We start from the raw sequence: 21,894 nt of genomic DNA, 5'->3' as shown, positions 1-21,894 counted from the left end.
CCTCCGCTCTTCGGCGTCGGCGTGCGAACAAATCTGGAGGACCCGACCGAGCAGACCCCACACACCCCCCCCCCCCCCCCCCCCCCCCCCCCCCTTCCCCCCCCCCCCTCCCCCCCCCCCCCCCCCCCCCCCCCCCCCCGCAACTTGTGTTCACAGCAAGGGAGTTCACACCGTGAGCGGAAGTATCGAGGTGCGCGGTCTCTCGCGTACCTTCCACACCACCGTCCGTCGTCCCGGTATCGCCGGCACCCTGCGCTCCCTGGTCAACCCGGAGCGGGTCGCCAAGCACGCCGTCTCGGACATCACCTTCGACGTGGCGCCCGGCGAACTCCTCGCCCTGCTCGGCCCGAACGGCGCCGGCAAGTCCACCACCATCAAGATGCTCACCGGCATCCTCACGCCCACCTCCGGCGAGGCCCGGGTGGCGGGCGTGGTGCCGTACGAGGAACGCGAACGCAACGCCCGTAACATCGGCGCGGTGTTCGGACAGCGCACCCAGCTGTGGTGGGACCTGCCGGTGCGCGAGTCGTTCTCGATCCTCAGGGACATCTACGAGGTGCCGAAGGCCGAACACGCCAGGCGGCTCCAGGAGTTCGACGACATCCTGGAACTCTCCGCGTTCTGGGACACCCGGGTCCGCCATCTCTCCCTCGGCCAGCGTGTGCGCTGCGACCTGGCCGCCGCGCTGCTGCACGACCCGCCGGTCGTCTTCCTCGACGAGCCCACCATCGGCATGGACGTGGTGGTCAAGGAGCAGGTCCGGGAGTTCCTGCGCCACCAGGTCGAGGAGCGCGGCCGGACCGTCCTGCTGACCACCCACGACATGACCGAGGTCGAGCGGCTCGCCGAGCGGCTCGTGCTCATCAACCACGGCAGGCTCGTCCTCGACGGCGGCCTGGACGAGATCCGCCGCAGGTACGGCTCCACCTGGCAGGTCCGCGCGACCCTGGCCGACGCGCACGCCGAGGTCGGCCCGCTGCCGGGCATCGCGGTGCTGCGCAAGGAGGGCCCGCAGGTCGTGTTCGGCCCCGAGAGCCCCGACGGGCCGGACTCCCCCACCGTGCACCAGGCTTTGAAGGCGGTCATCGAGCGGTACGAGGTGGCGGGCGTCGCCATCGACGAGGCCGACCTGGAGGACGTGATGCGGGCCGCCTACGTCCATGCCGAGGCGGTCTGACATGGCCGTCCTGCACGCCTGGCGCGCCGCCCGCGTCACCCCGCTCGGCGAACTGCACGCGCCGCCCCGGATGACGGCCGTCCTGGTCCGGCTGGCCGTCCAGGTGATCCTGGTGGCCTCCCTGTGGCACGGCCTGTACGCGCACACCGGCACCACCGCGGGTCTGACCGAGGGCCAGGCCGTCAGCTACGCCGTGCTGGCCGTACTCGCCTCCCGCCTACGGGAGTTGGACCAGTACGCGGGCCGGGACACCGTGCTGCAGCACATGCACTTCGGCACGATCGTCTACTGGTACCTGCGCCCGCTGCCGCCCCAGCGCTACCACGCCCTTCGCGCCCTCGGCGAGCAGCTGTACGGGTTCGCGTGGGCGCTCGGCGGCTACCTGGTGTGCCTCGCGGCCGGAGTGGTGGACGCGCCCAGGTCCCCTGCCGTGGCAGGGGTGTTCGCACTGAGCCTGCTGCTGGGTCAGTGGGTCCTGTACCACGTGATGCTGACCCTGGACCAGTTGTGCTTCTGGACGGTCCGCAACAACGCGGCGATGCTCATCCTGATCTTCGCGCAGAACCTGCTGTCGGGTGTGTACGCGCCGCTGTGGTTCTTCCCGGACTGGTTCATCACGCTGAGCGGATTCCTGCCGTTCCAGGCGACGTTGAGCGTGCCGCTGTCGATCTACATCGGGCGCATCCCCCTCGCCGACGCCGCTGAGCAGCTGGCGATCCAGGCGTTCTGGGGCGTGGCGCTCACCCTGTTCACCCGTTTCCTGTGGCGGCGGGCCGCCCGTCGCGTCATCTCCCAAGGAGGCTGAGGCCAGTGAACGGCATGCGGATCGCGTGGCGCATCACGCGGCTCAACTTCCGTGCCCAGCTGGAGTACCGCACCGAGTTCCTGCTGATGATCGCGATCGGCGCGATCTGGCAGGTGTCGGTGATCGTGTTCGCCACCGTGCTGCTGACCCGGTTCACCGGGATGGGCGGCTGGGACAGCTCGGAGGTGCTGCTGATCCCGGCGACGAGGATGCTCGCCCACGGACTGTTCGTCCTGTTGCTGGGCCGGGTGCACGGTGCGGGCCGCCAGATCCAGGAGGGCAGGATCGACATCTACCTGACCCGCCCGATGCCGGTGCACCGCCAACTCCAGCTGGCCTTCTTCCCCACCAACGCGATCGGCGACCTCACGGTGGCGGTGGGCCTGATGGTGGGCGCCCTGAGCCGAAGCCGGCTGGACTGGACGCCGGGCCGGATCTCCTACCTGATCGCGGCCCTGATCGGCGGCATGCTCCTGGAGGCGGCCCTCTTCACCGCGATCACCTGCGCGGCCCTGCGCTTCCCGGCCGCCGACTACTGGGGCCGCTGGCTGGAGGAACTCCTCGGCACCTTCGGCAGCTACCCCCTGAACGTCCTCCCGAGAGCGGTCGGCGGCCTCCTCACCTACGGCCTCCCCCTCGCGTTCGTCGCCTACTTCCCGGCGGCCGTCCTGACCGGCCACGGCCACGACACCGGCGTCCCGTACTGGCTGGCGGCGGCCTCACCGCTGCTGGGCGTGGTGGCGTACCTGGGCTCACGGCTGCTGTGGCGCTGGAGCCTGCGGCACTACGCGGGAGTCAACGGGTGAGCCGGTCGCCGAGCCGGTCGCCCTGGCATCGATCGCACCGATCACCGTTGTGCGGTACCCGTCAAAGCTAGGATCAACAGATGACCTTGGAATGGGAACAGGTAATCGTCCACGCGGAGGATCCGGCGGCGCTGGGGCAGTGGTGGGCCGACGCTCTCGGGTGGGTCGTCGTCCACACCTCCGAGGACGAGTTCGAGATCCGCCCGGCACCGGACCGCATGCCGGGGATGGACTTCGTCCGGATCGAGGAGAGCAAGAAGTCCAAGAGCCGCCTGCACCTCGACTTCCGGCCCGACGACCAGGACGCCGAGGTCGCCCGCATGATCGCGCACGGCGCACAGCGCGTCGACATCGGCCAGGGCGACCAGTCGTGGGTGGTCCTGGCGGACCCCGAGGGCAACGAGTTCTGCATCCTGAGCCGCCGGAGTCGGTGAGGCGCGCCGGGGCCCGGTCACTCCCGGCCGGACCGCCGTAGGGGCGTGAACAGCGCGGCCGTGGCGATCAGTACGCAGCACGCGCCCGCGGCAAGAGCGACGGGGGCCGTGCCCTGCCGCTCCGCCGCCCAGGTCAGGACGGCCGCGCCGACCGGGGCCGCGGCGTAGTGCAGGGTCCAGAACGCCGAGGTGACCCGGCCGAGGAGCGGTTCGGGGGTGACCTCCTGGCGCAGGGACATCGAGCAGGTACCCGCCATGGCGCCACCGGCGAGGAAGAGCGCGCACAGCACGGCGACGGCCGGAACGCCCCGGACCCAGCCGATCCCCGCGAAGGCGAGCCCGCAGAGCGCGACCGAGCCGGTCCAGACCGCGCCGAACCCGAGCCGTCGGCGTACCCGGGCCACCAGGAGTGCGCCCGCGACGGTGCCGAGCGCGCCGACGGCCATGACGGTGCCGACCGTGCCGTCGTCGTGACCGAGGTCGTGCTTGATGTGGTAGATCACCAGGTCGTTCAGGCCGAGGGTGAGGAAGCTGAACCCGAACAGGAGCACGGTGAGCGCGCGCAGCACGGGGTGTCCGCGCAGGAAGGCCACTCCGGTGCGCAGATCCCGCCACAGTGCGGTGCGTTCGGCCGCCTCGGCGGGGCGGGCACGGAACCGCACGAACCACGTGCACAGCGCCGACACCCCGAAGCTGGCCGCGTCCACACCGACCGCTGCGGCGGGCCCGGTCCAGGCGGCCACGACCCCCGCGCACACCGGCCCCAGCACCCCGGCCGCGGCGGCGGTGGCGTTCAACCGCCCGTTGGCCTCGGTGAGTCGGGCGGTGGCGACGAGACTCCGTACGACGGTGACGTACCCGACGGCGAACAGCATGCCGACGGCCTCGCACAGCGGCAGGACGGCGTACAGCAGCCAGACCTGCGGCCCCGCCAGCCACACCAGCGGAATCAGGCCGTACAGCACCATGCGCACGAGGTCACAGCCGATGAGCAGCCGACGCCGGTCGACCCGGTCCACCACCACCCCGGCGAACACGGCGGCAACGACCGCGGCCGCCCCGCCCACCCCCGTCAGCAGGCCCATCCGCGCGACGGATCCGGTCGTCTCAAGGACCAGCAGGGGCAGGGCGATCAGAGCGAAGGAGTCACCGAGGACGGAGAGGGTCTGAGCCGCCCAGAACACGGCGAAGTCGCGCTGCCGCCACAGCGGTCCTGAAGGGGCTTCCCCTGAAAGGGACTTGGCGAACTCCCCGTCCCGCTGAACCTGGTACTCCATACCCCTCCCCGATGCCCGGGCAACCTTAGGACCACGGGCGAGGCCCCTCAAACGAATTACCGCGTCGCGGCACAACGAGCTCTGCCGGGCGAAACCGTTCTACGCAGGGTCGTCGGACGAGCTCAACCCGGCATTCTGAAGCAGGGGCTCGGCGGGCGGATCGGTGTCCAGGGAGCGGATGCCCGGTATCGGCGAGGCCAGCAGCCACAGCACCGACAGCGCCCCGCCGACCGCGACCGCGACGAAGGTCGCCCTGAGCCCGACCGACGTGGCGAGCACCCCTCCGGCGAGTGCGCCGAGGGGCCGTACCCCGTAGTTGACGGTGCTGAAGGCGCCCGTGACGCGGCTGCGCAGGGCGTCCGGGGTGACCGCGGTCTGCAGGGAGTTGAGGGGCACGTCGAACCACATCACCCCGAGACCCACCAGGAAGTAGGCCGCACCCAGGATCACGGCACCGGCCCACGCCGGCCCACCGGCGACGGCGGCCAGCGCGAAGGGCGCCGGAAACAGTACGGCCCCGACAGCCACGCACCGTCCCATACCGATGCGTCGGGACAGCCATGGTGCCGTGAGTGCCCCGACGAGGGAGCCGACCGCCCCAATACCGAGGGTCAACCCGATGGCCCCGGGCGAGAGTTGGAGTTCGCGGTCGGCGAAGAGCACGACCATGCCGGTGCCCGCCAGGAAGGTGAAGAAGTTGACGGTGGTGGCACACCCCAGGCTGGCCCGCAGCACGGGGTGCCGCAGGACGAAGAGCAGTCCCTCCCGGGCGTCCCGCAGCAGCGCGGGCACGGCGGCGCCGGAACGGGCCGCGGGCACCGGCTCGTCGACCGGCGCCCGGCCCAGCAGCAGCGCGGACACCAGAAAGGACAGCGAGTCGGCGACGACGGCGACGGGCGCGCCGAGCGCCTGGACAAGTGCGCCGCCGGTCGCCGGTCCGGCCACGAGGGACGCCGAACGGGCCGCGCTGAACTTGCTGTTGGCGTCGACGTACGACGAACGCGGCACGATCCGAGCGAACAGCGGCTGCCAGGCACAGCCGGCCGTCACTCCCGCGAGGCCGCCGACGAGCACCACCACGTACAGCTGCCGGAGCGTGACGGCCCCCCACAGATGGGCGACGGGCAGGGTCAGCAGCGCACCCGCCCGCACGAGATCCATCACGACCAGCAACCGCCGCTTCCGGGCTCGCCGGTCCACCCAGACCCCCAGCAGGAGCGCGAGTAGGTTCGGCGCCCAAGCGAGCGCGGTCAGCACGGCCACCTGACCGGCGGAGGCGTCCAGGACGGTCACGGCGATGAGAGGTACGGCCACTTCGGAGACCCGGTCGCCGAACTGCGAGACTGCACTGCTCGTCCAGTACCGGACGAAACGCCGGTCGCGCCACAGGGAGGTCATGCGTCGGCACCGTCCGCCGTCTCCGGCAGCATGTACCGCAGCAGCCGTACACCCCGGGCGTCCGGTGGCCGCTGCTCCCGCATGACGTAGGGGGCGATGGCAGCTTCGATCGCGTCCTCGATCGCGGCAAGTTCCTCGGCGGACACCACGACTCGGGTGTTGGCGAGGCCGGAGAGCCGCCGCCAAGCCGGTTCGAGGGCGGGTTCGGTCTCGGTCGCCCATCGCTCGGGAAGCTCCGCGGCCCGGGCGAACATCTCCCAGGACAGGGCACGTGCGGCCGAGGTGCCGTCCTCGTCCTCCGGAACGTCGAACCGGAATCCGCGCGCCACCGCCTCCCACCGCCGCTCCCGCCGGTCCGTGCCGCCCTCCGCGGCATCCCGCACCAGTCCGAACCCCGCCAGGTGCCGCAGATGCCAGCTGGCCACGGAGGGAGTGGCGCCGACATGCGGCGACAAATGCGAGGCGGTGGCGGGCCCGTAGCGCTGGAGCCGCTCCAAAATCGCGAGCCGTACGGGATGCGCGAGCGCCCGCATGGCCTTCGGGTCGGTGATCTCTATGTCGCCGAGTCGATTGCCGGATGCCATGACGTGAGAGTGTCCTCTCACAAAACGTGAGAGTCAACTCTCAGACCGAGACGGTCCGTTGACGACATCACGCCAAAAACCGGTGGCCGACAACCTAGGGCCCCTAGGTAAGCTGCCCCCATGAGCCCCCGCGCAGGTCTGACCCCCGACCGCCTCACCGAGGCCGCAGCCAACCTCGCCGACGAGATCGGCTTCGAGAACGTCACCCTGGCGGCCCTGGCCAAGCGCTTCGGCGTGAAGGACGCGAGCCTCTACTCGCATGTCAGAAACCTCCAGGACCTACGCACCCGGGTGGCCCTGCTCGCCGGCGGCGAGATGATCGACCGGATCGCCGCCGCGGTGGCGGGGCGGGCCGGGAAGGACGCGCTGGCCGCGTTCGCCGGCGCCTACCGCGCGTACGCGCTGGAGCGGCCGGGGCGGTACGCGGCCACCCAGATGCGTATCGACCAGTCACTGATCGCGGGCACGCCCGCCTTCCGCCGCACCGCCGAGATCACCTACGGCATGCTCCGCGCCTACGGTCTCACCGAGCCCGATCTCACCGACGCCGTACGCCTGTTGCGCGCCACCTTCCACGGTTACTGCGCCCTGGAGTCGGCGGGCGGCTTCGGCGCTCCCCGGGACGTACAGAAGTCCTGGGACCGGGCGGTCGACGCCCTGCACGTAGCCCTCACCAACTGGCCCCACGAGGAGAACCCCCATGTCTGACCTGCACTACGACATCACCGGCCACGGCCCCATCCTGCTGCTGATCCCCGGCGGCGCCGGCCACCCCATGGGCCTCGGCCCGATGACGGAAGCGCTCGCCCGCCACTTCACCGTCGTCACCTACGACCCCCTGGGCCTCGCCCATGGCCGCCTCGGCGAACCCGTCGAGGACCAGCGGCCCCAGGACTGGAGCGACGGGGCGCGACGCGTGCTCGACGCGACGCTCCCGGACGGCGGGTCGGCGTACGTCCACGGCATCAGCGCGGGCGGTGTCGCCGCCCTCGACCTGCTCGCCCGGCACCCGGCGCGGCTGCTGCACGTCGTCGCGCACGAGCCGCCGTGCGTGAGCGTGCTGCCTGACGGGGCACGGCAGCGGGCCGGGTTCGTGGAGGTCTGCGACATCTACCGCGCCCGGGGTCTCGCGGCGGCGGGAGCCCGGATGACCGCCCTGCTGGAGGAGCGGGCGGCCGGTGAGCTGCCGGAAGGCCAACCTCTGTCGCGGGAGGAGGAGTTGACCAGTCCCATGGCGATCTCCCTGGCCCACGTGCTCCGGACCTTCACCGCGTACACGCCCACGTCGATTCCCTCGGGCCCCCGGCTCACCCTCACCGCCGGCACCGACTCACGCGGCCATCTCCTGCACCGCACAGCCGAGTTGCTCGCCAAGGACCTGCATGGCGACTTCGTCGAGTTCCCCGGCGGCCACCTCGGCGCCGCCCAGCACCCGGTGGCCTACGCCGAACAGCTCACGCGGACGTTTCTCGGGGCGGACGTGTCCGGCTGATCACGCTGTTCCTCGGGCGGGCGCCGGGGCGGCTCTCAGCGCTCCCGTTCCGCCGAACTCCGCTCGACGCAGAACTCGTTGCCCTCCGGGTCGGCGAGCACCACCCAGCCCATGCCGTCGCCCGTGCGCTGGTCGTCGATGAGTGTGGCGCCCAGGGTGAGGATGTGGTCGACCTCCTCGTCGCGGGTGCGGTCCTGCGGCTGGAGGTCGAAGTGGAGGCGGTTCTTGACGCTCTTGGTCTCCGGGACGGTGACGAAAAGCAGGCCTGCGGCCTCGATCAACGCCTCCTCGTCGCCCGGCCGGTCCTCCTCGTGAAGCGGTTGACCGAGGACCTTGGACCAGAAGTCGGCGAGCGCATAGGCGTCGGCACAGTCGATGGTCACATGGCGGATGGTGGAGGTCATACGGGGATTCTCGGGGGCGTGCCCGATCATGACAAGGTCGGCGGCAACCTTCGCGCACCCCGCGGCGACCTGGGGGCATGACTTCCGCACAACGCACGCCTCGCGACGGCGACGCCCACTCCGACGCCTCCGGTGACGCCCCTCGCGCAGGCCACCGCCGGGTCCGCGCGGCCCGTAAGCCCGTCATCGCCGGGCTCGCCGCGGCCGCCGCGCTGGCCGGCGCCTGGTACGCCACAGCCGGCGCGGCCACCGCACCCGCACTCGCACCCGCACCCGCGCTCGCCCCCACCACCACGGCCGTGACTCTGTCCGCCAAGTTCCCTTACCTGTCCGCCGGTTACAACAACACCCGCGAGTGGACCCGGACGGCGACCGCGGTGGCGCCGAACGGCACCCTCCGCGTGGCCTGGCCCGCCTCGGACGGCGTCCATGTCACCCCGCTGACGTCGGCCGGGAAGCGTTCCGGCGCGGACACGGTCGTCAAGGGCGCGAAGGAGGTCGGCGGACTGGTCGCGCACAACGACGGCTTCGCGCTGCTCACCCGGGTCGCCGACACCAACAAGTGGAAGGAGACGGCGGCCGCGATCGTCCGGTACACCGGCGCCACGAAGACCTGGAGCACCAAGCTCACCGGCACCGCCTCGCACGACACCTCCCCCACCCTCGACGGCCAACTCACCTGGAACGGCTCGAAGTACGGCGCCTACTTCGTCGTACACGGGGCGGGCGGTTTCGCCGACGGCCACTTCGGCGACAAGTTGTCGTACGTCAGCGCCAAGGGGGCGAAACTCGGCGGGGGTTGGGGCTGGGGGTGCAGCCACAACGAGGGCATCGCGCTGCACGCCGAGAGCACTGGCAACTTCACCTCCCTGTGTTTCGACGACTGGCGTTCGGGGCTGTTCGTGTCGACGGGCATCGGCGCACCGGACGTGGCCCCGGTGGTGCAGCGCGAGCAGTGCTGGGCGGGGTACTGCGGCGGCACGTTCCCGAGCCGCACCGGCGACCTGGTGAAGTCCGCCACCGGCCGTTACGTGACCGCCTTCGCCTCCCGGGGCGCCGTATCCGCGAAGAAGAACCCGGACGACTCCAGCGGCCGCGGCTGGACGGTCAAGCCGAAGACCGGCACCCACCAGGTGGCCGTGGCCTTCCTCAAGAACCGCAACTCCGGCCCCGGCAAGGCGGTTTACCTCACCAACGCGCCCGGCACCGAACACGTCAACGTGCACGTGGCGCCGTACGGCAAGGACCGTCTCCTCGTGTCCTGGGAGTCCCTGAAGAACGCCAAGTGCGCGAGCGGCACCTGCACCGGCACCTTCACGGGCACCCACCTCCGTCTCATCGACTGGAACGGCACGCTCCAGGGAGCGGACAAGGTGGTGTCGGCGCGGATCAGCGGTGACATCGCGGTCCAGAAGGACGGGACGCTGAACTGGGCGTACGTCCCGGTCACACCGACGTACGCAAGCCCGCTGAACGGTTCCTCCCCGACCTCGACGAGTCTGCGGATCGCCCGCCTCAAGCCCTGAGGACGGCCGTGCAACCGTCTCCCCCGGCCGCGTGTCCCATTCAGTGCGACGCACGCGGACGGGGGAGAGCACATGGGCGACGGTGTACGCAGAGTCCGACGGTCCTTTCGGCGGCATCCGACGGAGCCGCCCAAGCCCTCCGAGCCCTCGGAGCTCCTGCCCATGCTGCGGGTCTGGCTGTTCCTGCTGGCCGTGGGGGCGTGTGCGGCCGCGCTCGGCTGGGAGACGGTGTCGCTCGTGCTCCCCATCGGGGTGGTGTGCGCCATGTTCGACGACGCGGAACAGGGCGTACGACACGGCTGGCCCGCCTTCGTGGCGGGGCTGGCGGTCGGCTGGGGCGTGCGCCGTCTCGCGTGGGCCGCGGTGCCCGGGTCCGGGTCGCTGTGGGACGAGTTCTGCGTGAACGCCCTCTGCACCGTGGCGGCTCTGGTGACGTTCGTCGGGGTCAGTCGGCTGCGGTGGCGGAGGGGCTGAACCGCTCGACCATCTGCCGCATGACCTCGGCGGGCAGCGCCGGGTTCCGGGCGGCGGTTTCCGCGGAGCCGCACTGCCGCAGCAGTCGGACCAGGGTTCCGGCAGGCATGCGGGGGTGCCGGGCGGCCGCATTGCGGATGTGCTCGTGCGGATCCTCCAGCAGCCGCGCCGCGGCCGTGGGCGACAGCCGCGGGTCGCAGACGGCCCGGTAGCGCACCTCCTCGCTTCTGTCGCGACTGAGCCGTTCGACCAGCTCGGGTGTGGACTGCGGGTCGTCGAGGGCCAGTTGGCGCATGCGTGGGTTCGGGTCGTCCGCGTGGCGGGGGAAGTTGGGGTGCCCGCGCGGGCGGTCGGGGGAGGTGAGGCTGCCGTCCCACCACTGCCACACCCGCAGGAGCATGTCGGCGGGCGCGTCGTCGCAGGACTCGGCGAGGAAGAGCTGGACGATCCGGTCCTCGTCGTGGGCGAGGCGTGCGACGACATCGGGTGGCAGGTGCGGGGCGCGGGCGACGCTTCTGCGGACGAGAGGGTGGGAGGAGAGGGCGAGGCGGCGCATGGCCGCCTGGTCGTCGTGGAGTGCGACGACCCAGTCGAGCTCGTAGTGGTGAACGCTCGGATCGAAGTCGTAGTGGACGGCTGCCCGTTGTGCCTCGGTGAGGTCGGACCGCTTGGAGACCGCGAAGCGCACGTGCGCGTCCGGATCCTCGGCCAGGAGCGCGATCAGGTCCGGGGCGAGGCGCGGGTTGGCGGCCAGGGAACGCCGTTCGGACGGCTCCCCGTGCCGCGCCACATGATCGGCGAGGTCGCGCTCCAGGAGGCAGGTTTCCAGGGCGTCGCCCTTGGCGTCCAGGGTTTCGAACACCGACAGGGGCATCGGGTGCTCCTGGTGGTGCAGCAGCAGTGCCCGGGTCCGTGCGATGCCGTGGGAGTCGGCCAGGAGCGCCTGCCGGGCCGGTTCGTCGAGGTGCGGCCAGGCCGCCGTGCAGGCGGCGTACCGCACGCCGCCGTCGGGGTCGGCGGCCAGCGCGACCGACAGGTCGGCGGGAAGGCACTTGAGCCGGGCGGTCTCGGAACGGACGCGCGCGGACGGGTCGGCGGCGAGTGCGTGGCAGGCGGCCTCGGGGAGTTCGGCCCGGCGGTCCGCGGCCAGCAGGGTGAGGATCCACCGCCGTCGTTCGTCCTGTTCGCCGAGGATCACGCGTGCCCACTGTTCGGGCGTGATGTTCGGCTGCTGCTCGGCCGCCCTCATCCGCAGGTTCCAGTCCGGGTGGGCCAGCAGAGCGTCCACGGTGTCCGTCGGCAGCGCGCTATAGATCGCGTAGGACGACAGCGCCACGAGCCCCGGCCGCAGTTCCCTCGGGGTGGCGGGGTTGAGCGACAGTCCGTTCGCCCACGATTCGAGCAGTTCCGCCGGGGGCTGCGGCCCTTCGAACAGGGATGCCCAGGCGGCCGCCCGCTCCTGCGGTGTCTCCGCACCGGCGACGCGCGCGGTCTCCTCCCGCCGCTCCCCGAGCCGGTCGAGGGCGACGAGCCGGACCGCGTGCTCCTCGGTCGTGGCGCCCACCAGCGCGCCCCCGTCCAGGGACAGCGTGACGAACTCCGGCTGCCCGGGCCGCTCCTGCAGAGCTCCGGAGAGATCCCAGTCGCCGGTGAGCCGGACCCGGGTCCACCCCGGACTCCTGCTGCCGGGAAAGTCGATGAGGAAGACGCCGTTCCCGCCGAGGATCCCCACCTCGGACGCCAGCCGGTGCCACTCGGCGTTCAGTTCGGCGATCAGGTCCGGCCGGTCCCCAGGGACCGCGACGGTTGGCTCGGTCTCCCGCGCGATGACATGACGCCACGCGATCTGAGGCGGCAGCACCTCCTCCGTCCGCCAGTCCCCCACGACCTCAAGCCCGGCCCGGCCCAGCAGTTCGACCAGTTCTTCTCTCCCACCCATGATCCTCATACTGCCCGAGGCGGGTCAGCCCTCCCCGGTGATGTCGACTCCGGAGCCGTCCAGTCTCACCCGCGTTCCGGTCCCGTCGCCCCAACTCACCGTCAGGCCGCCCGAGTCGGCGGCCCGTACGCTCGCTGCGTCCGCCAGCGGAGCGGGTTCCGGTTCCCCGGTCAGCCTGCTCAGCGCCACGAAGAGCGTCGGCTCCTCGCCGATGACACCGGTCAGCGTCTCGTCCAGGCCCACGGCGGGAAGCAGTTCGGCCCGGACGCCGTCCCGCGCCGCCCATCCGGTGACACGCACCAACGTGCCGGGTTCGGCGCCGGACACGAGGAAGGCACGCACCTCCACGGCCCCCCGCGCGAGCAGGACGCTGGTGACCCGCGCGTCCCCGGCCGCCACGTGCCGTGAGGCTGCCCACCCCTCCCCCACCCCCAACGGCTCGATCTCCGTACGGCTCGGATCGCCGTCCAGGATCAGGCTGTTGTCGTACGACGTCGACGGCTCGGTCACCGTCGAGTACGCGAGGCGGGTGTAGTACGGGTCGTAGCGGACGTCCTCGCTGCCGTGGTTGTGGAGGCGGACCAGGCCGTCGGAACGGGTGGACTGCAGAAGCCAGTTGGGGGCGGCGATCGAGGTGACCGCGTCGGAGCGCTCCGCCGGGCCCGGCTCCTCCACCGCCGTCCACACCTCGTGGTCGGCCGGGAGGAGCAGGGCGAGGAAGGCCTTGCTCGCCCAGTACGGCGAGGCCGGTCCCGAATAGCCTTGCAGGAGACCCGGGTTGGGGCCGTGCCAGCCGAGGGTGAGGAGGCCGCGGGAGTCCACCGCGCCCCGGTCCAGGAAGTACTTCAGCGCTCCGGAGGCCAGTCGGCGTGTCTCGCCCGGGGGCAGCGGGGTGTGGCCCGTCAGCGCGCCGAGCCACAGCGGGACGGTCGTCGCGAAGCGGTACGTCAGTGAGCGGCCCTGGTGCATCGGCGCGCCGTCGGCGCCGAACAGGCGGGCGTAGTCGTCGAGATGACGGGACAGGCGGCCGCCGTACAGGTCGAGGAGGCGGTCGTCCCTGGCCAGCCAGGCGTGCAGCACCGGGTAGAGGTGCATGGCCCAGCCGTTGTAGTAGTCGAACTTGCGGCCGTCGCCGTCGGTGTACCAGCCCTCGCCGACGTACCACTGCTCGATCCGCTCCAGGCCGCGGTCGATCGCCTTGCCGGACGCCTCGGTCTCGTACCCGATCTCCTGGAGGAAGCCGCCGACGGTGACGGGGAAGAGCTCCCAGTTGCAGGGCCAGGCCTCCGCGGTCAGCGCGTCGCCGAGCCAGGCCGCCGCGCGTTGCCGTACGCCGTCGTCCAGGCGGTCCCAGAGCAACTCCCGCGTCAGGCGCAGCGCGAGGGCGATCGACGCGGCCTCGACCAGCGGCTGACTGCGGTCCTCGATGCGGGGCCAGACACCCGAGACCCCGGCGGCGAGTCCGTCGGCGTAGCGCTGGAGCGCGGTCTCGTCGCGGCGGAAGGCGGCCAGCAGGAGCGTACGGGCGTAGCCCTCCAGGCCGTCGGAGAGGTGGCCGGTCCAGCTCTGGCGGTCACCGGGGAAGTGGTAGAGGGCCCGGTCCTCGGTGGCGTAGGGCTCCACCGCGGCCAGCAGGGCGTCGGCCGCGGCCTCCCAGTGGGCACGCGTGTAGCCGGTGCGCGGGCTGAGGACGCGGTCGTCCGAGGGCAGGTGCATGGACTCTCTCTCCGGGTCGTGCCGTGCCGTACAAAGCCTGGGGCGCCCCGGTTCCGGTCGGGACGCCCCAGACATCTATCCCACCCTCGCAACGCCCTTCGGCACCAGGTGCTGTGCGACGAGAGCGTCGCGCACCAGGCCCGCGTACACGGTGGCGCCGTGTACGGACGTGTGGGTGTTGTCCTTTTTCTCGTTGTACAGGTAGATCGCCTTCGAGCCCTCCACTCCCAGCGACTCCACCAGTGCCTTCGTCTTCGCCGTCAGGTCGATCAGCGGGACGCCCTCCGTGGCGGCGACCGAGCGGATGACCGCGGGGTGGTCCACCCCGAGGCCGTTGACCAGCAACGCGGTGTTGTTGTTCAGCGTGCCGTCGGAGTTGAACCAGCGTCGCACGATGGGCGTCACGAGGACAGGGTTCCCACCTTTCTCCCTCACACCCGCGACCAGTGTCTCCAGATTCGCCCGGTACGTCGCCTCGTCCGTGGTCTTGTCGTTGTGGGCGAGCTGGATGAGGACGAGGTCGCCGGGCCGGATCAGCGGCTGGACGGTGGCCCACAGGCGGGTGTCCGACAGATAGGTCACCGTGCTCTCGCCGGAGTCGGCGTAGTTGGCCACGGAGACGCCCTTGCGCAGGTACTGGGGCAGCTGTTGGCCCCAGCCGGAGTACGGGTCGCCGGGCTGGTCACAGACCGTGGAGTCGCCGACCAGGAAGATCCGCCGGGCGTGCCGGGCCGGGGTGACCTCGATGCCGGCGAGTGCCGGGGCCGTGCCGCCGAGGACGAGGTCGAGGCCCGGTGTGCCGTCGGGGCCGGTCGGTTCGCCCTCCGGGGTGCGGACGTTCACGGTGAAGCTGCGGGCGAGTCGCTCGCCGGCCGCGACGGTGGTCTCGGGGAGCAGTGCGCGCCGGGTCTCGCCGCTGACGCTCGTGCTCGACGCGGCGGCGCCGCCGAGGAGGAGCCGCACGTCGTACGTCCCGGGCGGCACGTCGAAGTGGCAGGCGCCGGCGGTGCAGTTCTCAAGGCCCGGCGGACGTCCGGTGTGCGCCTGGGCCGGGACGGCCGTCAGGCCCGAGGCCAGCGCCACCGCCGCCAGTACGGCGAGGTTGAAACGTCTCATTCGCGGTTCCTCCGTCAGGGGGACAACACCTGGCGCCGGACCGTACCGCCTCCCGCAAGCGCTTTCTAGTCCTTGGACCGATTTCACAAGATTGCCAACCTCCGGCAAGCGAAAGCCCTTTCGCGAAATCGATTCAACTGTCACCCTCCAAAGCACCCGCACCACCCCCACACCTCTCCGGAGGAGGCACCCCCACATGTCCGAATCCACCGTGCACAGATCTGTCGGACGCCGTACCTTCGTGCTCGGCACCGTGGCCGCCGCAGGGACGGCCGGTCTCGCCGGACCGCTCGCCGAGACCGCGTCCGCCGCGACCTTCGGCTGGTCCGACGACGGCTCGAACTACGTCGTCGACACCGGCGCCAGCCTCGTCTTCAAGGTCAGCAAGACCAACGGCGACCTGACCTCGCTGGTCTACAAGGGCACGCAGTACCAGGGCTACGGCGGCAAGAACTCGCACATCGAGTCCGGCCTCGGCACGTCCACCGTGAGCATCAAGCAGTCCGGTACGACGATCCTGATCTCGGTCGCGTACGGCACGCTGAAGCACTACTACGCGGCCCGCAGCGGAGAGAACAACGTCTACCTGTGGACCAACAAGGCCGACGACTCGGTCTCGGCGACCCGATACATCCTGCGCGTCAACGCGGGCAAGTTCCTCAACGACGAGCCCGATTCGTACACCTACGCGCCCACCACCATCGAGGCCGCCGACGTCTTCGCGAAGTCCGACGGCCAGACCCGCTCCAAGCACTACGCGAAGGCCCGGGTCATCGACTACAACTACGTCGGCTGGACCACCGGCAGCGTCGGCCTGTACATCGTGCGCTCCAACCACGAGAAGGCCTCCGGCGGCCCGTTCTACCGCTCCCTCCTGCGCCACCAGAGCGCGGACGGCGGCGGCCTGTACGAGATCCTGTACTACGGCGAGAACCAGACGGAGGCCCAGCGCTTCGGTCTCCAGGGTCCCTACGTCATCGCCTTCACGGACGGCGGCGCGCCCTCCTCCGCGCTGTATCCGGGCACCCTCACCACCTCGTGGGCCGACTCGCTCGGCATTTCGGGCTACGTCCCCGCGAGCGGCCGGGGCAAGGTCGCCGGCGTCGGCATCACCGGGCGGAACACCTCGTACGCCTACACGGTCGGACTCGCCAACTCCGCCGCCCAGTACTGGGGTTCGGCGCGGTCCTCGGACGGCTACTTCTCCATCGGGGGTGTGCTGCCGGGAACGTACACGCTGACCGTCTTCAAGGGTGAACTCGCCGTCTACACCGGCTCGGTGAGCGTCAGCGCGGGCGGCACGACCACCCTCAACTCCATCGCGATCCCGTCCTCGAACGATCCGGGCAACGCGGGCGCGATCTGGCGCATCAACGACTGGAACGGCACACCCGGCGGCTTCAAGAACGCCGACCTGATGACGTACGCCCATCCCTCCGACGTCCGCGCCTCCTCCTGGACCGGCAACGTCGTCATCGGCAGCGGCACCGAGACCTCGGGCTTCCCCTGCTATCTGTGGAAGGACGTCAACAGCGGGATCATCGTCTACTTCAAGCTGACGGCCGCCCAGGCCGCCGCCGCGCACACCCTGCGCATCGGCGTGACGACGGCCTACGTCAACGGCCGCCCGCAGATCGTCGTCAACGACACCTGGACCTCCGCCGTCCCCTCACCGCCCACCCAGCCGAGCACCCGGTCACTGACCGTGGGCTCGTACCGGGGCAACAACTACACGTTCACCTACAGCGTGCCGGCGTCCGCCTGGCTGACGGACACCAGCGCCTACAACACGCTGAAGATCTACGTGGCGAGCGGTTCCGGGTCGACGTCCTTCCTCAGTGCCGGTACGTCGATCGACGCGATCGACCTGCTTGCCTGACTTGACGTCAGGTTCCGCGCGTCCACTGCTGGTTGGTCGCTCCGTTGCACGTGTACGTGATGATCGCGGCGGAGTTGGCGGTGGACGCGCCGTTCACGTCCAGGCACTCGCCGGAGGCCCGGGCCTTGATGTTCACGTACGAGCCCGACGTGACCACCGACCACTGCTGGGTGGTCGCGCTCCCGCAGTTCTCCTGGGTGACGTTGGTGGCGTTCTCCTGGAGGCACAGCGAGCTGCCGCGGCCGACGAGCTGGTAGTAGCCGGTGCCGAGGTCCTTGAACCACCACTTCTGGTTGCCGCCGCTGTTGCAGGTGTACTGGCTGATCGCGACGCCCTGCCACAGCGACTGGCTCGCCACGTCAGCGCACTTGCCGCTGTTGCGGGAGACCAGCGTGTTGTACGTGGCGCTCGTGCCGCCGATCGTGCCGGCGGCCGCGTCGACACTGATCTCCGGGTACCAGGACATGGACATCGTGGTGGAGGTCGGGAAGGTCAACGGCAGCCACACGTAACGGGAGTCGTTGACGGTCCCGCCGAAGGAGTTGCCCCAGCGGTCGCCCATGTAGAGGTACGAGGTGCCCGAAGTCCCCTGCACGGGAAGGACGTACGCGGTCTGCGAGTTGTAGGTCGTGGAGTCGCCGACGTTCGCCATCGACGTCCAGGGACCCGCGAGGGAGGTCGCGGTGGCGTACTGCTGCTGGTTGGCGTTCCAGCCGGTGGCGGCCGACGTCAGCATGAAGTAGACGCTGCCCCGCTTGAACAGGGCCGGGGCCTCGCGGTGTCCGCCGACCCACGGGTTGGCGACCAGGCTCGCGATGCCGGTGTAGTCGGCGGTGAGCTTGTAGATGTGCAGGTCGTAGTTCTCGTTGGCCGCCGAGACCATGTAGCCGGTGCCGTCGGTGTCGACGAACGTCGTGATGTCGCGGGACATGTTGTCGCCGAGCGGGCGGAAGCTGCCCTGGTAGGTGTAGCTCCCGTCGACCGTGGAGGAGACGGCGACGGCCGCGCGGGCCTCGCTGTAGTCGGTGCCGTTCTCCTTGTGCATCCACATCACGAACTTGCCGGTGGACGCGTTGTAGACGACCTTGGGCCGCTCGATGTAGGCGGTGCCGAGCTCGGCGGCGGAGGACTGGGTCAGGACGTGGTTCCTGAACTCCCAGTTCTTCAGGTCGGTGGAGCGGTAGGCGTCCACGTACTTGAAGGTGTTGTCGGCGTTGCGGTCCTCGCCGAACCAGTAGTAGTACGACCCGACCTTGATGACCCCGCCACCGTGGGCGTGCAGGGCGTTACCCGAAGTGTCCTTGAACTGCACGCCGTTGGGGATCGTCAGGGCCGCGGCCTGGGCCGGTCCCGCGGTCACGAGGGCGCCGGCCAGGGCCAGGCAGAGGGCGAGCAGTACCGCGTAAGCACGTCTCATGACGCAACCTCCGTGTCCGTGGCGGCGTCCGCCACCGGTATGCCGAAGTCCGGGGTGCCGTCCGCGTGCCAGCCGAGCTTCTGGACGCGGGTGTGGCGGTTGGGGTCGTTCAGCGGGTCGCCGACGATGTCCTTGTACTGCCGTGCGTGGTAGACGAGGACGTCACTGCGGCCGTCCTCGGCGACGGTGAAACAGTTGTGGCCGGGGCCGTACTGCTTGGTGGTGTCGTTGCTGGTGAAGACGGGGTCCGGGGACTTGGACCAGCTCGCCGGGTTCATCAGGTCGGCGTTCGCGTCGGCCGTGAGCAGGCCCATGCAGTAGTGCCGGTCGGTGGCGCTGGCCGAGTAGGACAGGAACAGGCGGCCGTTGCGGGCGATGACCGAGGGGCCCTCGTTGACCTTGTAGCCGATGCACTCCCAGTCGTACTCCGGGGTGGTGAGCCTGATCTGAGGACCCGTCAGGGTCCAGGGGTTCGCCATCCTCGACAGGAAGATGCCGGTGTTGTTGTCCAGGCCGGGCTCGTGCTGGGCCCAGGCGAGGTAGCGGCTGCCCCGGTGGGTGAAGGTGGTGGCGTCCAGGGAGAAGGTCTCCCAGGCGGTTTTGACCTGCCCCCTCTCCACCCAAGTACCCCTGAACGGGTTGGGGTTGGCGTTCTCCAGAACCCAGATGCGGATGTCCCACACGCTCTCGGCGGGTGCGGAGGCGAAGTAGACGTACCACTTGCCGCCGATCCGGTGGATCTCCGGCGCCCAGATGTGGGCGCCCATGACACCGGTCGGATGCTTGGTCCAGATGACGGACTCGTCGGCGCTCGCGAGGCCGTTCAGGGTGCGGGAGCGGCGCAGGATGATGCGGTCGTACTCCGGGGCGGTGGCCGTGAAGTAGTAGAAGCCGTCGGAGTGACGGTGGATGTACGGGTCGGCGCGGTGCCGGACGAGCGGGTTCTCGAAGGGCGCGGCCTTCTTCGGGCACGGGGCGGCTTCGGCGGCTGCGGGGGTCGCCGCCTCGGCGGTCGAGGGGGTCGCGGCCAGGGCGCCCGCGGCCAGGGCACCCTTCAGCAGCAGTCTTCGGTGGGGGACATCGGTGGCGCGGCTCATGCGGACTGCCTCTCGGGTGGGGGTGTCCTGAGAGCGATGTTCGGTATTGAGAACATCTGTTGTTAATGCGAACAGCCGAAAGGTAAGGCTGGGGAACCGGGAGGTCAACGGGTCGGACGCGATCGGAAGAAGGCGCTTTCTGTTTCGGCTCATTCACCGGCTCGTCGCCGGATTTCTGTTATCGCCTCCGCTCCCGTCCGTCTCCGATCATGTGCGCACCCATTTCCACAGAACAGCAGCGGCCGCCGGCGCCCTGGCGGCGGCCGCCCTCATGGCCTCCGCTCCCCCGGCCGCGGCCGCCGGATCCCGGGACGTCACCGCCGACGTGCTCGCGGACCGGGACGTGACGCTGACCGGCGACACAGTCGTCACGGTGCCGGCGGGGACCACCACCTACGACGGGGTGTTCCGCGGCGAGGGCACGCTCACCGTGCGCGGCAGCGGGACGCTGGTCCTCACCAGGAACAGCGACTTCACACTCCCGAAGGCACGGCAGCGGCAGTCCGTACACATCCTGGGCGGCAACCATCCGTACGTCACCACGACCGCCGCCGACCCGCCCGCGGTCACCGTCGAGCGCGGGGCGACCCTCCAGTACGGCGACGGCGGCACATCCGGGCTGATCGGCCACTTCCCCTACGCCACCCCGGCGTTCGGCCTGAACCAGGACAACATCCGGGTCGACGGCACTCTGCGGCTCTCCCTGAAGAGCGCCTACAACCTGGGCACGGTCAGCGGCTCGGGCCTGATCACCCAGCCGCGCTTCCTGTGGGGCACCTGGGACCTGACCTCCGGCCCGTTCTCCGGCGTCATCGACAACGGGACCCAGGCCAATGCCGGACGGCCCGAGTTCGCGACCTCGCTGCCAGGCGTCCGCAAGGTCCTCAACCAGGGCACCTGGACCGTGGACACCCCGCTGGGCCGGACCGTCACCCTGCGGATGGACTTCTACCAGCGCGAGTACGGCAGCGACATCAACGTCCAGTCCCGGCCGGGCAGCAAGGTCGTCCTCACGGGCCAGTACAGCTGGTCGAACCAGGGCGGCGACACCGACCCCTCGCTCAGCGACCCCGCCCTGAACTGGACGCCCGCCCCCAAGAACGTCAACAAGCGCGGCACCAACATCAAGGGCGCGAACGTCCAGTGGGGGGACGGGACGACGAATCGGATCTTCATGCCGGGCACGGCGGAGACCGTCTACATCAACCTGCTGGCGGCCCGCGAGCGCTCGAAGCTCACCTTCGACTACGACGGCCCCGTGACGCTGGGCGCCCCGATCGGCGGCGGCCGCTTCCACGACACCCTGTCCGCGCCCGGCGCGGGTGACATCGTCATCAAGGGCACGAAGGGCAACGACGTCACCTTCGCGGCCGTCCAGTACTACGACGGCTCCACCACCGTCGAGAAGGGTGCCGTGCTCCGCCTGGGCAGCGGCAGGTCCGGCGGCGACGGCGGGCTCTACACCGGGGGCGGCCGCTACCGGGTGGTGAACGACGGCTCCCTCGTGATCGACAACACGGCCAAGTCCCTGTCCCTGTCCCGGATCAGCGGCAGCGGCTCCCTCACCCAGGCGGGCAGGGCGACGACGACACTGACCGGAAACGCGATCACCTACACGGGGACGACCACCGTCAAGCAGGGCACACTCGCGCTGCGCGGAGGAGCAACTCTCGCCCACAGCAAGGGAATCCGGCTCACCTCGGCGACCTCACTGCTGGACGCGGGCGCGGCCGGCCTGCGGGTGCGGTCCGCGCTGTCCGGCAGGGGCACGGTGAAGGGCGCGGTCACCAACGACGGCGTGGTCGTGGGCGGGCTCACCGTCTCCGGCGGCTACACACAGCACACGAAGGGCGAACTGGTCCTCGGAAACAGCCCGTTGAAGGTGACGGGCCCGGTCACGCTGGCCGGTGACCTCGACCTCGCCGCCGCGGGCACCGATCCCGCCCGCAGCATCACCGTCCTGGACAACAAGGGGACCGCGAAGACCACGGGCGCCTTCAAGGGTCTGGCGGAGGGCACGCGGCTCAAGCTCTCGGACACGAACTACCGGATCACCTACCGGGGAGGCGACGGCAACGACGTCGTACTCACCGCGGTCACGGCCGGCGCCTCGGCCGGCGTGCGCGCCGACACGTCGTCGCGGACAGCGGCGGCAGCGCCCCGTACGACGGCCGCGGTGACCGAGGGGCTGGGCTGGTGGCCGTATGTACTGGCCCTCGGGCTGCTGGGGGGCATGGTCGTGCCGTCGGCCTTCAGGCGGCGCGGCAAGCGGCGCGGGGGCCGGGGCGGGCGGCACGCCTCGCACGGCTGACAGGGCGGTCCCGCAGGGTGGACGGGATGTTCGCACACCGGA

General features: G+C 70.7%; 19 protein-coding genes. 10 read left to right on the top strand and 9 right to left on the bottom strand.

Features of this window, described 5'->3' with window-relative positions; all coding sequences use genetic code 11:
* The first annotated feature begins 172 nt into the window (after positions 1 to 172).
* The 4 genes from ACZ48Z_RS24735 to ACZ48Z_RS24720 all read left to right on the top strand — a co-directional run bounded on the left by ACZ48Z_RS24735 (position 173) and on the right by ACZ48Z_RS24720 (position 3,222).
* Positions 173 to 1,177 (top strand): ABC transporter ATP-binding protein, encoded by a 1,005-nt coding sequence (locus ACZ48Z_RS24735; protein ID WP_468738040.1) that lies wholly within the window; start codon positions 173 to 175, stop codon positions 1,175 to 1,177.
* A gap of 1 nt (position 1,178) precedes the next feature.
* Entirely contained in the window at positions 1,179 to 1,982 is an 804-nt protein-coding gene (locus ACZ48Z_RS24730; protein WP_468738039.1) for an ABC transporter permease, read from the top strand.
* A gap of 5 nt (positions 1,983 to 1,987) precedes the next feature.
* Positions 1,988 to 2,788 carry an ABC transporter permease gene (locus ACZ48Z_RS24725; protein WP_468738038.1) on the top strand — a complete coding sequence of 267 codons (801 nt, stop codon included), beginning with the start codon at positions 1,988 to 1,990 and terminating at the stop codon, positions 2,786 to 2,788.
* An 80-nt stretch (positions 2,789 to 2,868) separates the two neighbouring features.
* Positions 2,869 to 3,222: a VOC family protein gene (locus tag ACZ48Z_RS24720; protein WP_468738037.1), complete on the top strand. Its 354-nt coding sequence runs from the start codon at positions 2,869 to 2,871 to the stop codon at positions 3,220 to 3,222.
* A 17-nt stretch (positions 3,223 to 3,239) separates the two neighbouring features.
* Here the strand turns inward: ACZ48Z_RS24720 and ACZ48Z_RS24715 are convergent, their stop codons facing one another.
* The 3 genes from ACZ48Z_RS24715 to ACZ48Z_RS24705 all read right to left on the bottom strand — a co-directional run bounded on the left by ACZ48Z_RS24715 (position 3,240) and on the right by ACZ48Z_RS24705 (position 6,481).
* Positions 3,240 to 4,499 carry an MFS transporter gene (locus tag ACZ48Z_RS24715; RefSeq protein WP_468738036.1) on the bottom strand — a complete coding sequence of 420 codons (1,260 nt, stop codon included), beginning with the start codon at positions 4,497 to 4,499 and terminating at the stop codon, positions 3,240 to 3,242.
* Between the two features lie 99 nt (positions 4,500 to 4,598).
* Positions 4,599 to 5,897, bottom strand: coding sequence for an MFS transporter (locus tag ACZ48Z_RS24710; protein ID WP_468738035.1), 1,299 nt, complete (start codon positions 5,895 to 5,897; stop codon positions 4,599 to 4,601).
* Positions 5,894 to 6,481 carry an ArsR/SmtB family transcription factor gene (locus ACZ48Z_RS24705; RefSeq protein ID WP_468738034.1) on the bottom strand — a complete coding sequence of 196 codons (588 nt, stop codon included), beginning with the start codon at positions 6,479 to 6,481 and terminating at the stop codon, positions 5,894 to 5,896. The genes ACZ48Z_RS24710 and ACZ48Z_RS24705 overlap by 4 nt, the downstream gene beginning before the upstream one ends.
* A gap of 120 nt (positions 6,482 to 6,601) precedes the next feature.
* Here ACZ48Z_RS24705 and ACZ48Z_RS24700 point away from each other — a divergent pair, with 120 nt between their 5' ends.
* Positions 6,602 to 7,189: a TetR/AcrR family transcriptional regulator gene (locus tag ACZ48Z_RS24700; RefSeq protein WP_468738033.1), complete on the top strand. Its 588-nt coding sequence runs from the start codon at positions 6,602 to 6,604 to the stop codon at positions 7,187 to 7,189.
* Complete coding sequence (locus tag ACZ48Z_RS24695; RefSeq protein WP_468738032.1) at positions 7,182 to 7,973, top strand: alpha/beta hydrolase; 792 nt, start codon at positions 7,182 to 7,184, stop codon at positions 7,971 to 7,973. The genes ACZ48Z_RS24700 and ACZ48Z_RS24695 overlap by 8 nt, the downstream gene beginning before the upstream one ends.
* Before the next feature lie 35 nt (positions 7,974 to 8,008).
* Here the strand turns inward: ACZ48Z_RS24695 and ACZ48Z_RS24690 are convergent, their stop codons facing one another.
* The gene (locus ACZ48Z_RS24690) at positions 8,009 to 8,377 is read right to left on the bottom strand and encodes a VOC family protein (protein WP_468738031.1); all 369 of its coding nucleotides are present in this window, start codon (positions 8,375 to 8,377) and stop codon (positions 8,009 to 8,011) included.
* Positions 8,378 to 8,454: 77 nt separating this feature from the next.
* Between ACZ48Z_RS24690 and ACZ48Z_RS24685 the strand changes: the two genes are divergently transcribed.
* Positions 8,455 to 9,903: a hypothetical protein gene (locus tag ACZ48Z_RS24685; protein ID WP_468738030.1), complete on the top strand. Its 1,449-nt coding sequence runs from the start codon at positions 8,455 to 8,457 to the stop codon at positions 9,901 to 9,903.
* Positions 9,904 to 9,975: 72 nt separating this feature from the next.
* The gene (locus tag ACZ48Z_RS24680) at positions 9,976 to 10,377 is read left to right on the top strand and encodes a hypothetical protein (RefSeq protein ID WP_468738029.1); all 402 of its coding nucleotides are present in this window, start codon (positions 9,976 to 9,978) and stop codon (positions 10,375 to 10,377) included.
* Here ACZ48Z_RS24680 and ACZ48Z_RS24675 read toward each other — a convergent pair.
* The 3 genes from ACZ48Z_RS24675 to ACZ48Z_RS24665 all read right to left on the bottom strand — a co-directional run bounded on the left by ACZ48Z_RS24675 (position 10,349) and on the right by ACZ48Z_RS24665 (position 15,148).
* A complete protein-coding gene (locus tag ACZ48Z_RS24675; RefSeq protein WP_468738028.1) occupies positions 10,349 to 12,316 on the bottom strand; it encodes a PE-PGRS family protein in 1,968 nt (655 codons plus the stop codon). The genes ACZ48Z_RS24680 and ACZ48Z_RS24675 overlap by 29 nt on opposite strands.
* 24 nt (positions 12,317 to 12,340) lie before the next feature.
* A complete protein-coding gene (locus tag ACZ48Z_RS24670; protein ID WP_468738027.1) occupies positions 12,341 to 14,032 on the bottom strand; it encodes a DUF2264 domain-containing protein in 1,692 nt (563 codons plus the stop codon).
* Between the two features lie 75 nt (positions 14,033 to 14,107).
* A complete protein-coding gene (locus ACZ48Z_RS24665) occupies positions 14,108 to 15,148 on the bottom strand; it encodes a rhamnogalacturonan acetylesterase (RefSeq protein ID WP_468738026.1) in 1,041 nt (346 codons plus the stop codon).
* A gap of 196 nt (positions 15,149 to 15,344) precedes the next feature.
* Here ACZ48Z_RS24665 and ACZ48Z_RS24660 point away from each other — a divergent pair, with 196 nt between their 5' ends.
* A complete protein-coding gene (locus ACZ48Z_RS24660; protein ID WP_468738025.1) occupies positions 15,345 to 17,027 on the top strand; it encodes a rhamnogalacturonan lyase B N-terminal domain-containing protein in 1,683 nt (560 codons plus the stop codon).
* 7 nt (positions 17,028 to 17,034) lie between these two features.
* Here ACZ48Z_RS24660 and ACZ48Z_RS24655 read toward each other — a convergent pair whose 3' ends face one another.
* Positions 17,035 to 18,444: an RICIN domain-containing protein gene (locus ACZ48Z_RS24655; RefSeq protein ID WP_468738024.1), complete on the bottom strand. Its 1,410-nt coding sequence runs from the start codon at positions 18,442 to 18,444 to the stop codon at positions 17,035 to 17,037.
* Complete coding sequence (locus ACZ48Z_RS24650) at positions 18,441 to 19,541, bottom strand: glycoside hydrolase family 43 protein (RefSeq protein ID WP_468738023.1); 1,101 nt, start codon at positions 19,539 to 19,541, stop codon at positions 18,441 to 18,443. The genes ACZ48Z_RS24655 and ACZ48Z_RS24650 overlap by 4 nt, the downstream gene beginning before the upstream one ends.
* A 271-nt stretch (positions 19,542 to 19,812) precedes the next feature.
* Between ACZ48Z_RS24650 and ACZ48Z_RS24645 the strand changes: the two genes are divergently transcribed.
* Positions 19,813 to 21,852, top strand: coding sequence for an autotransporter (locus ACZ48Z_RS24645; RefSeq protein WP_468738051.1), 2,040 nt, complete (start codon positions 19,813 to 19,815; stop codon positions 21,850 to 21,852).
* Positions 21,853 to 21,894 lie beyond the last annotated feature (42 nt).

This window comes from Streptomyces sp. NPDC031225 (genome assembly GCF_055570355.1).
Note: the sequence above shows the minus strand (reverse complement) of the source record. Positions and strands in the feature narration are given on the sequence as shown.

Coding starts and splice junctions, on each gene's coding strand:
- ACZ48Z_RS24730 (WP_468738039.1), top strand. CDS start 1,179: ATGGCCGTCCTGCACGCCTGGCGCGCCGCCCGCGTCACCCCGCTCGGC.
- ACZ48Z_RS24720 (WP_468738037.1), top strand. CDS start 2,869: ATGACCTTGGAATGGGAACAGGTAATCGTCCACGCGGAGGATCCGGCG.
- ACZ48Z_RS24715 (WP_468738036.1), bottom strand. CDS start 4,499: ATGGAGTACCAGGTTCAGCGGGACGGGGAGTTCGCCAAGTCCCTTTCA.
- ACZ48Z_RS24710 (WP_468738035.1), bottom strand. CDS start 5,897: ATGACCTCCCTGTGGCGCGACCGGCGTTTCGTCCGGTACTGGACGAGC.
- ACZ48Z_RS24705 (WP_468738034.1), bottom strand. CDS start 6,481: ATGGCATCCGGCAATCGACTCGGCGACATAGAGATCACCGACCCGAAG.
- ACZ48Z_RS24700 (WP_468738033.1), top strand. CDS start 6,602: ATGAGCCCCCGCGCAGGTCTGACCCCCGACCGCCTCACCGAGGCCGCA.
- ACZ48Z_RS24695 (WP_468738032.1), top strand. CDS start 7,182: ATGTCTGACCTGCACTACGACATCACCGGCCACGGCCCCATCCTGCTG.
- ACZ48Z_RS24690 (WP_468738031.1), bottom strand. CDS start 8,377: ATGACCTCCACCATCCGCCATGTGACCATCGACTGTGCCGACGCCTAT.
- ACZ48Z_RS24685 (WP_468738030.1), top strand. CDS start 8,455: ATGACTTCCGCACAACGCACGCCTCGCGACGGCGACGCCCACTCCGAC.
- ACZ48Z_RS24680 (WP_468738029.1), top strand. CDS start 9,976: ATGGGCGACGGTGTACGCAGAGTCCGACGGTCCTTTCGGCGGCATCCG.
- ACZ48Z_RS24675 (WP_468738028.1), bottom strand. CDS start 12,316: ATGGGTGGGAGAGAAGAACTGGTCGAACTGCTGGGCCGGGCCGGGCTT.
- ACZ48Z_RS24670 (WP_468738027.1), bottom strand. CDS start 14,032: ATGCACCTGCCCTCGGACGACCGCGTCCTCAGCCCGCGCACCGGCTAC.
- ACZ48Z_RS24665 (WP_468738026.1), bottom strand. CDS start 15,148: ATGAGACGTTTCAACCTCGCCGTACTGGCGGCGGTGGCGCTGGCCTCG.
- ACZ48Z_RS24660 (WP_468738025.1), top strand. CDS start 15,345: ATGTCCGAATCCACCGTGCACAGATCTGTCGGACGCCGTACCTTCGTG.
- ACZ48Z_RS24655 (WP_468738024.1), bottom strand. CDS start 18,444: ATGAGACGTGCTTACGCGGTACTGCTCGCCCTCTGCCTGGCCCTGGCC.
- ACZ48Z_RS24650 (WP_468738023.1), bottom strand. CDS start 19,541: ATGAGCCGCGCCACCGATGTCCCCCACCGAAGACTGCTGCTGAAGGGT.
- ACZ48Z_RS24645 (WP_468738051.1), top strand. CDS start 19,813: ATGGCCTCCGCTCCCCCGGCCGCGGCCGCCGGATCCCGGGACGTCACC.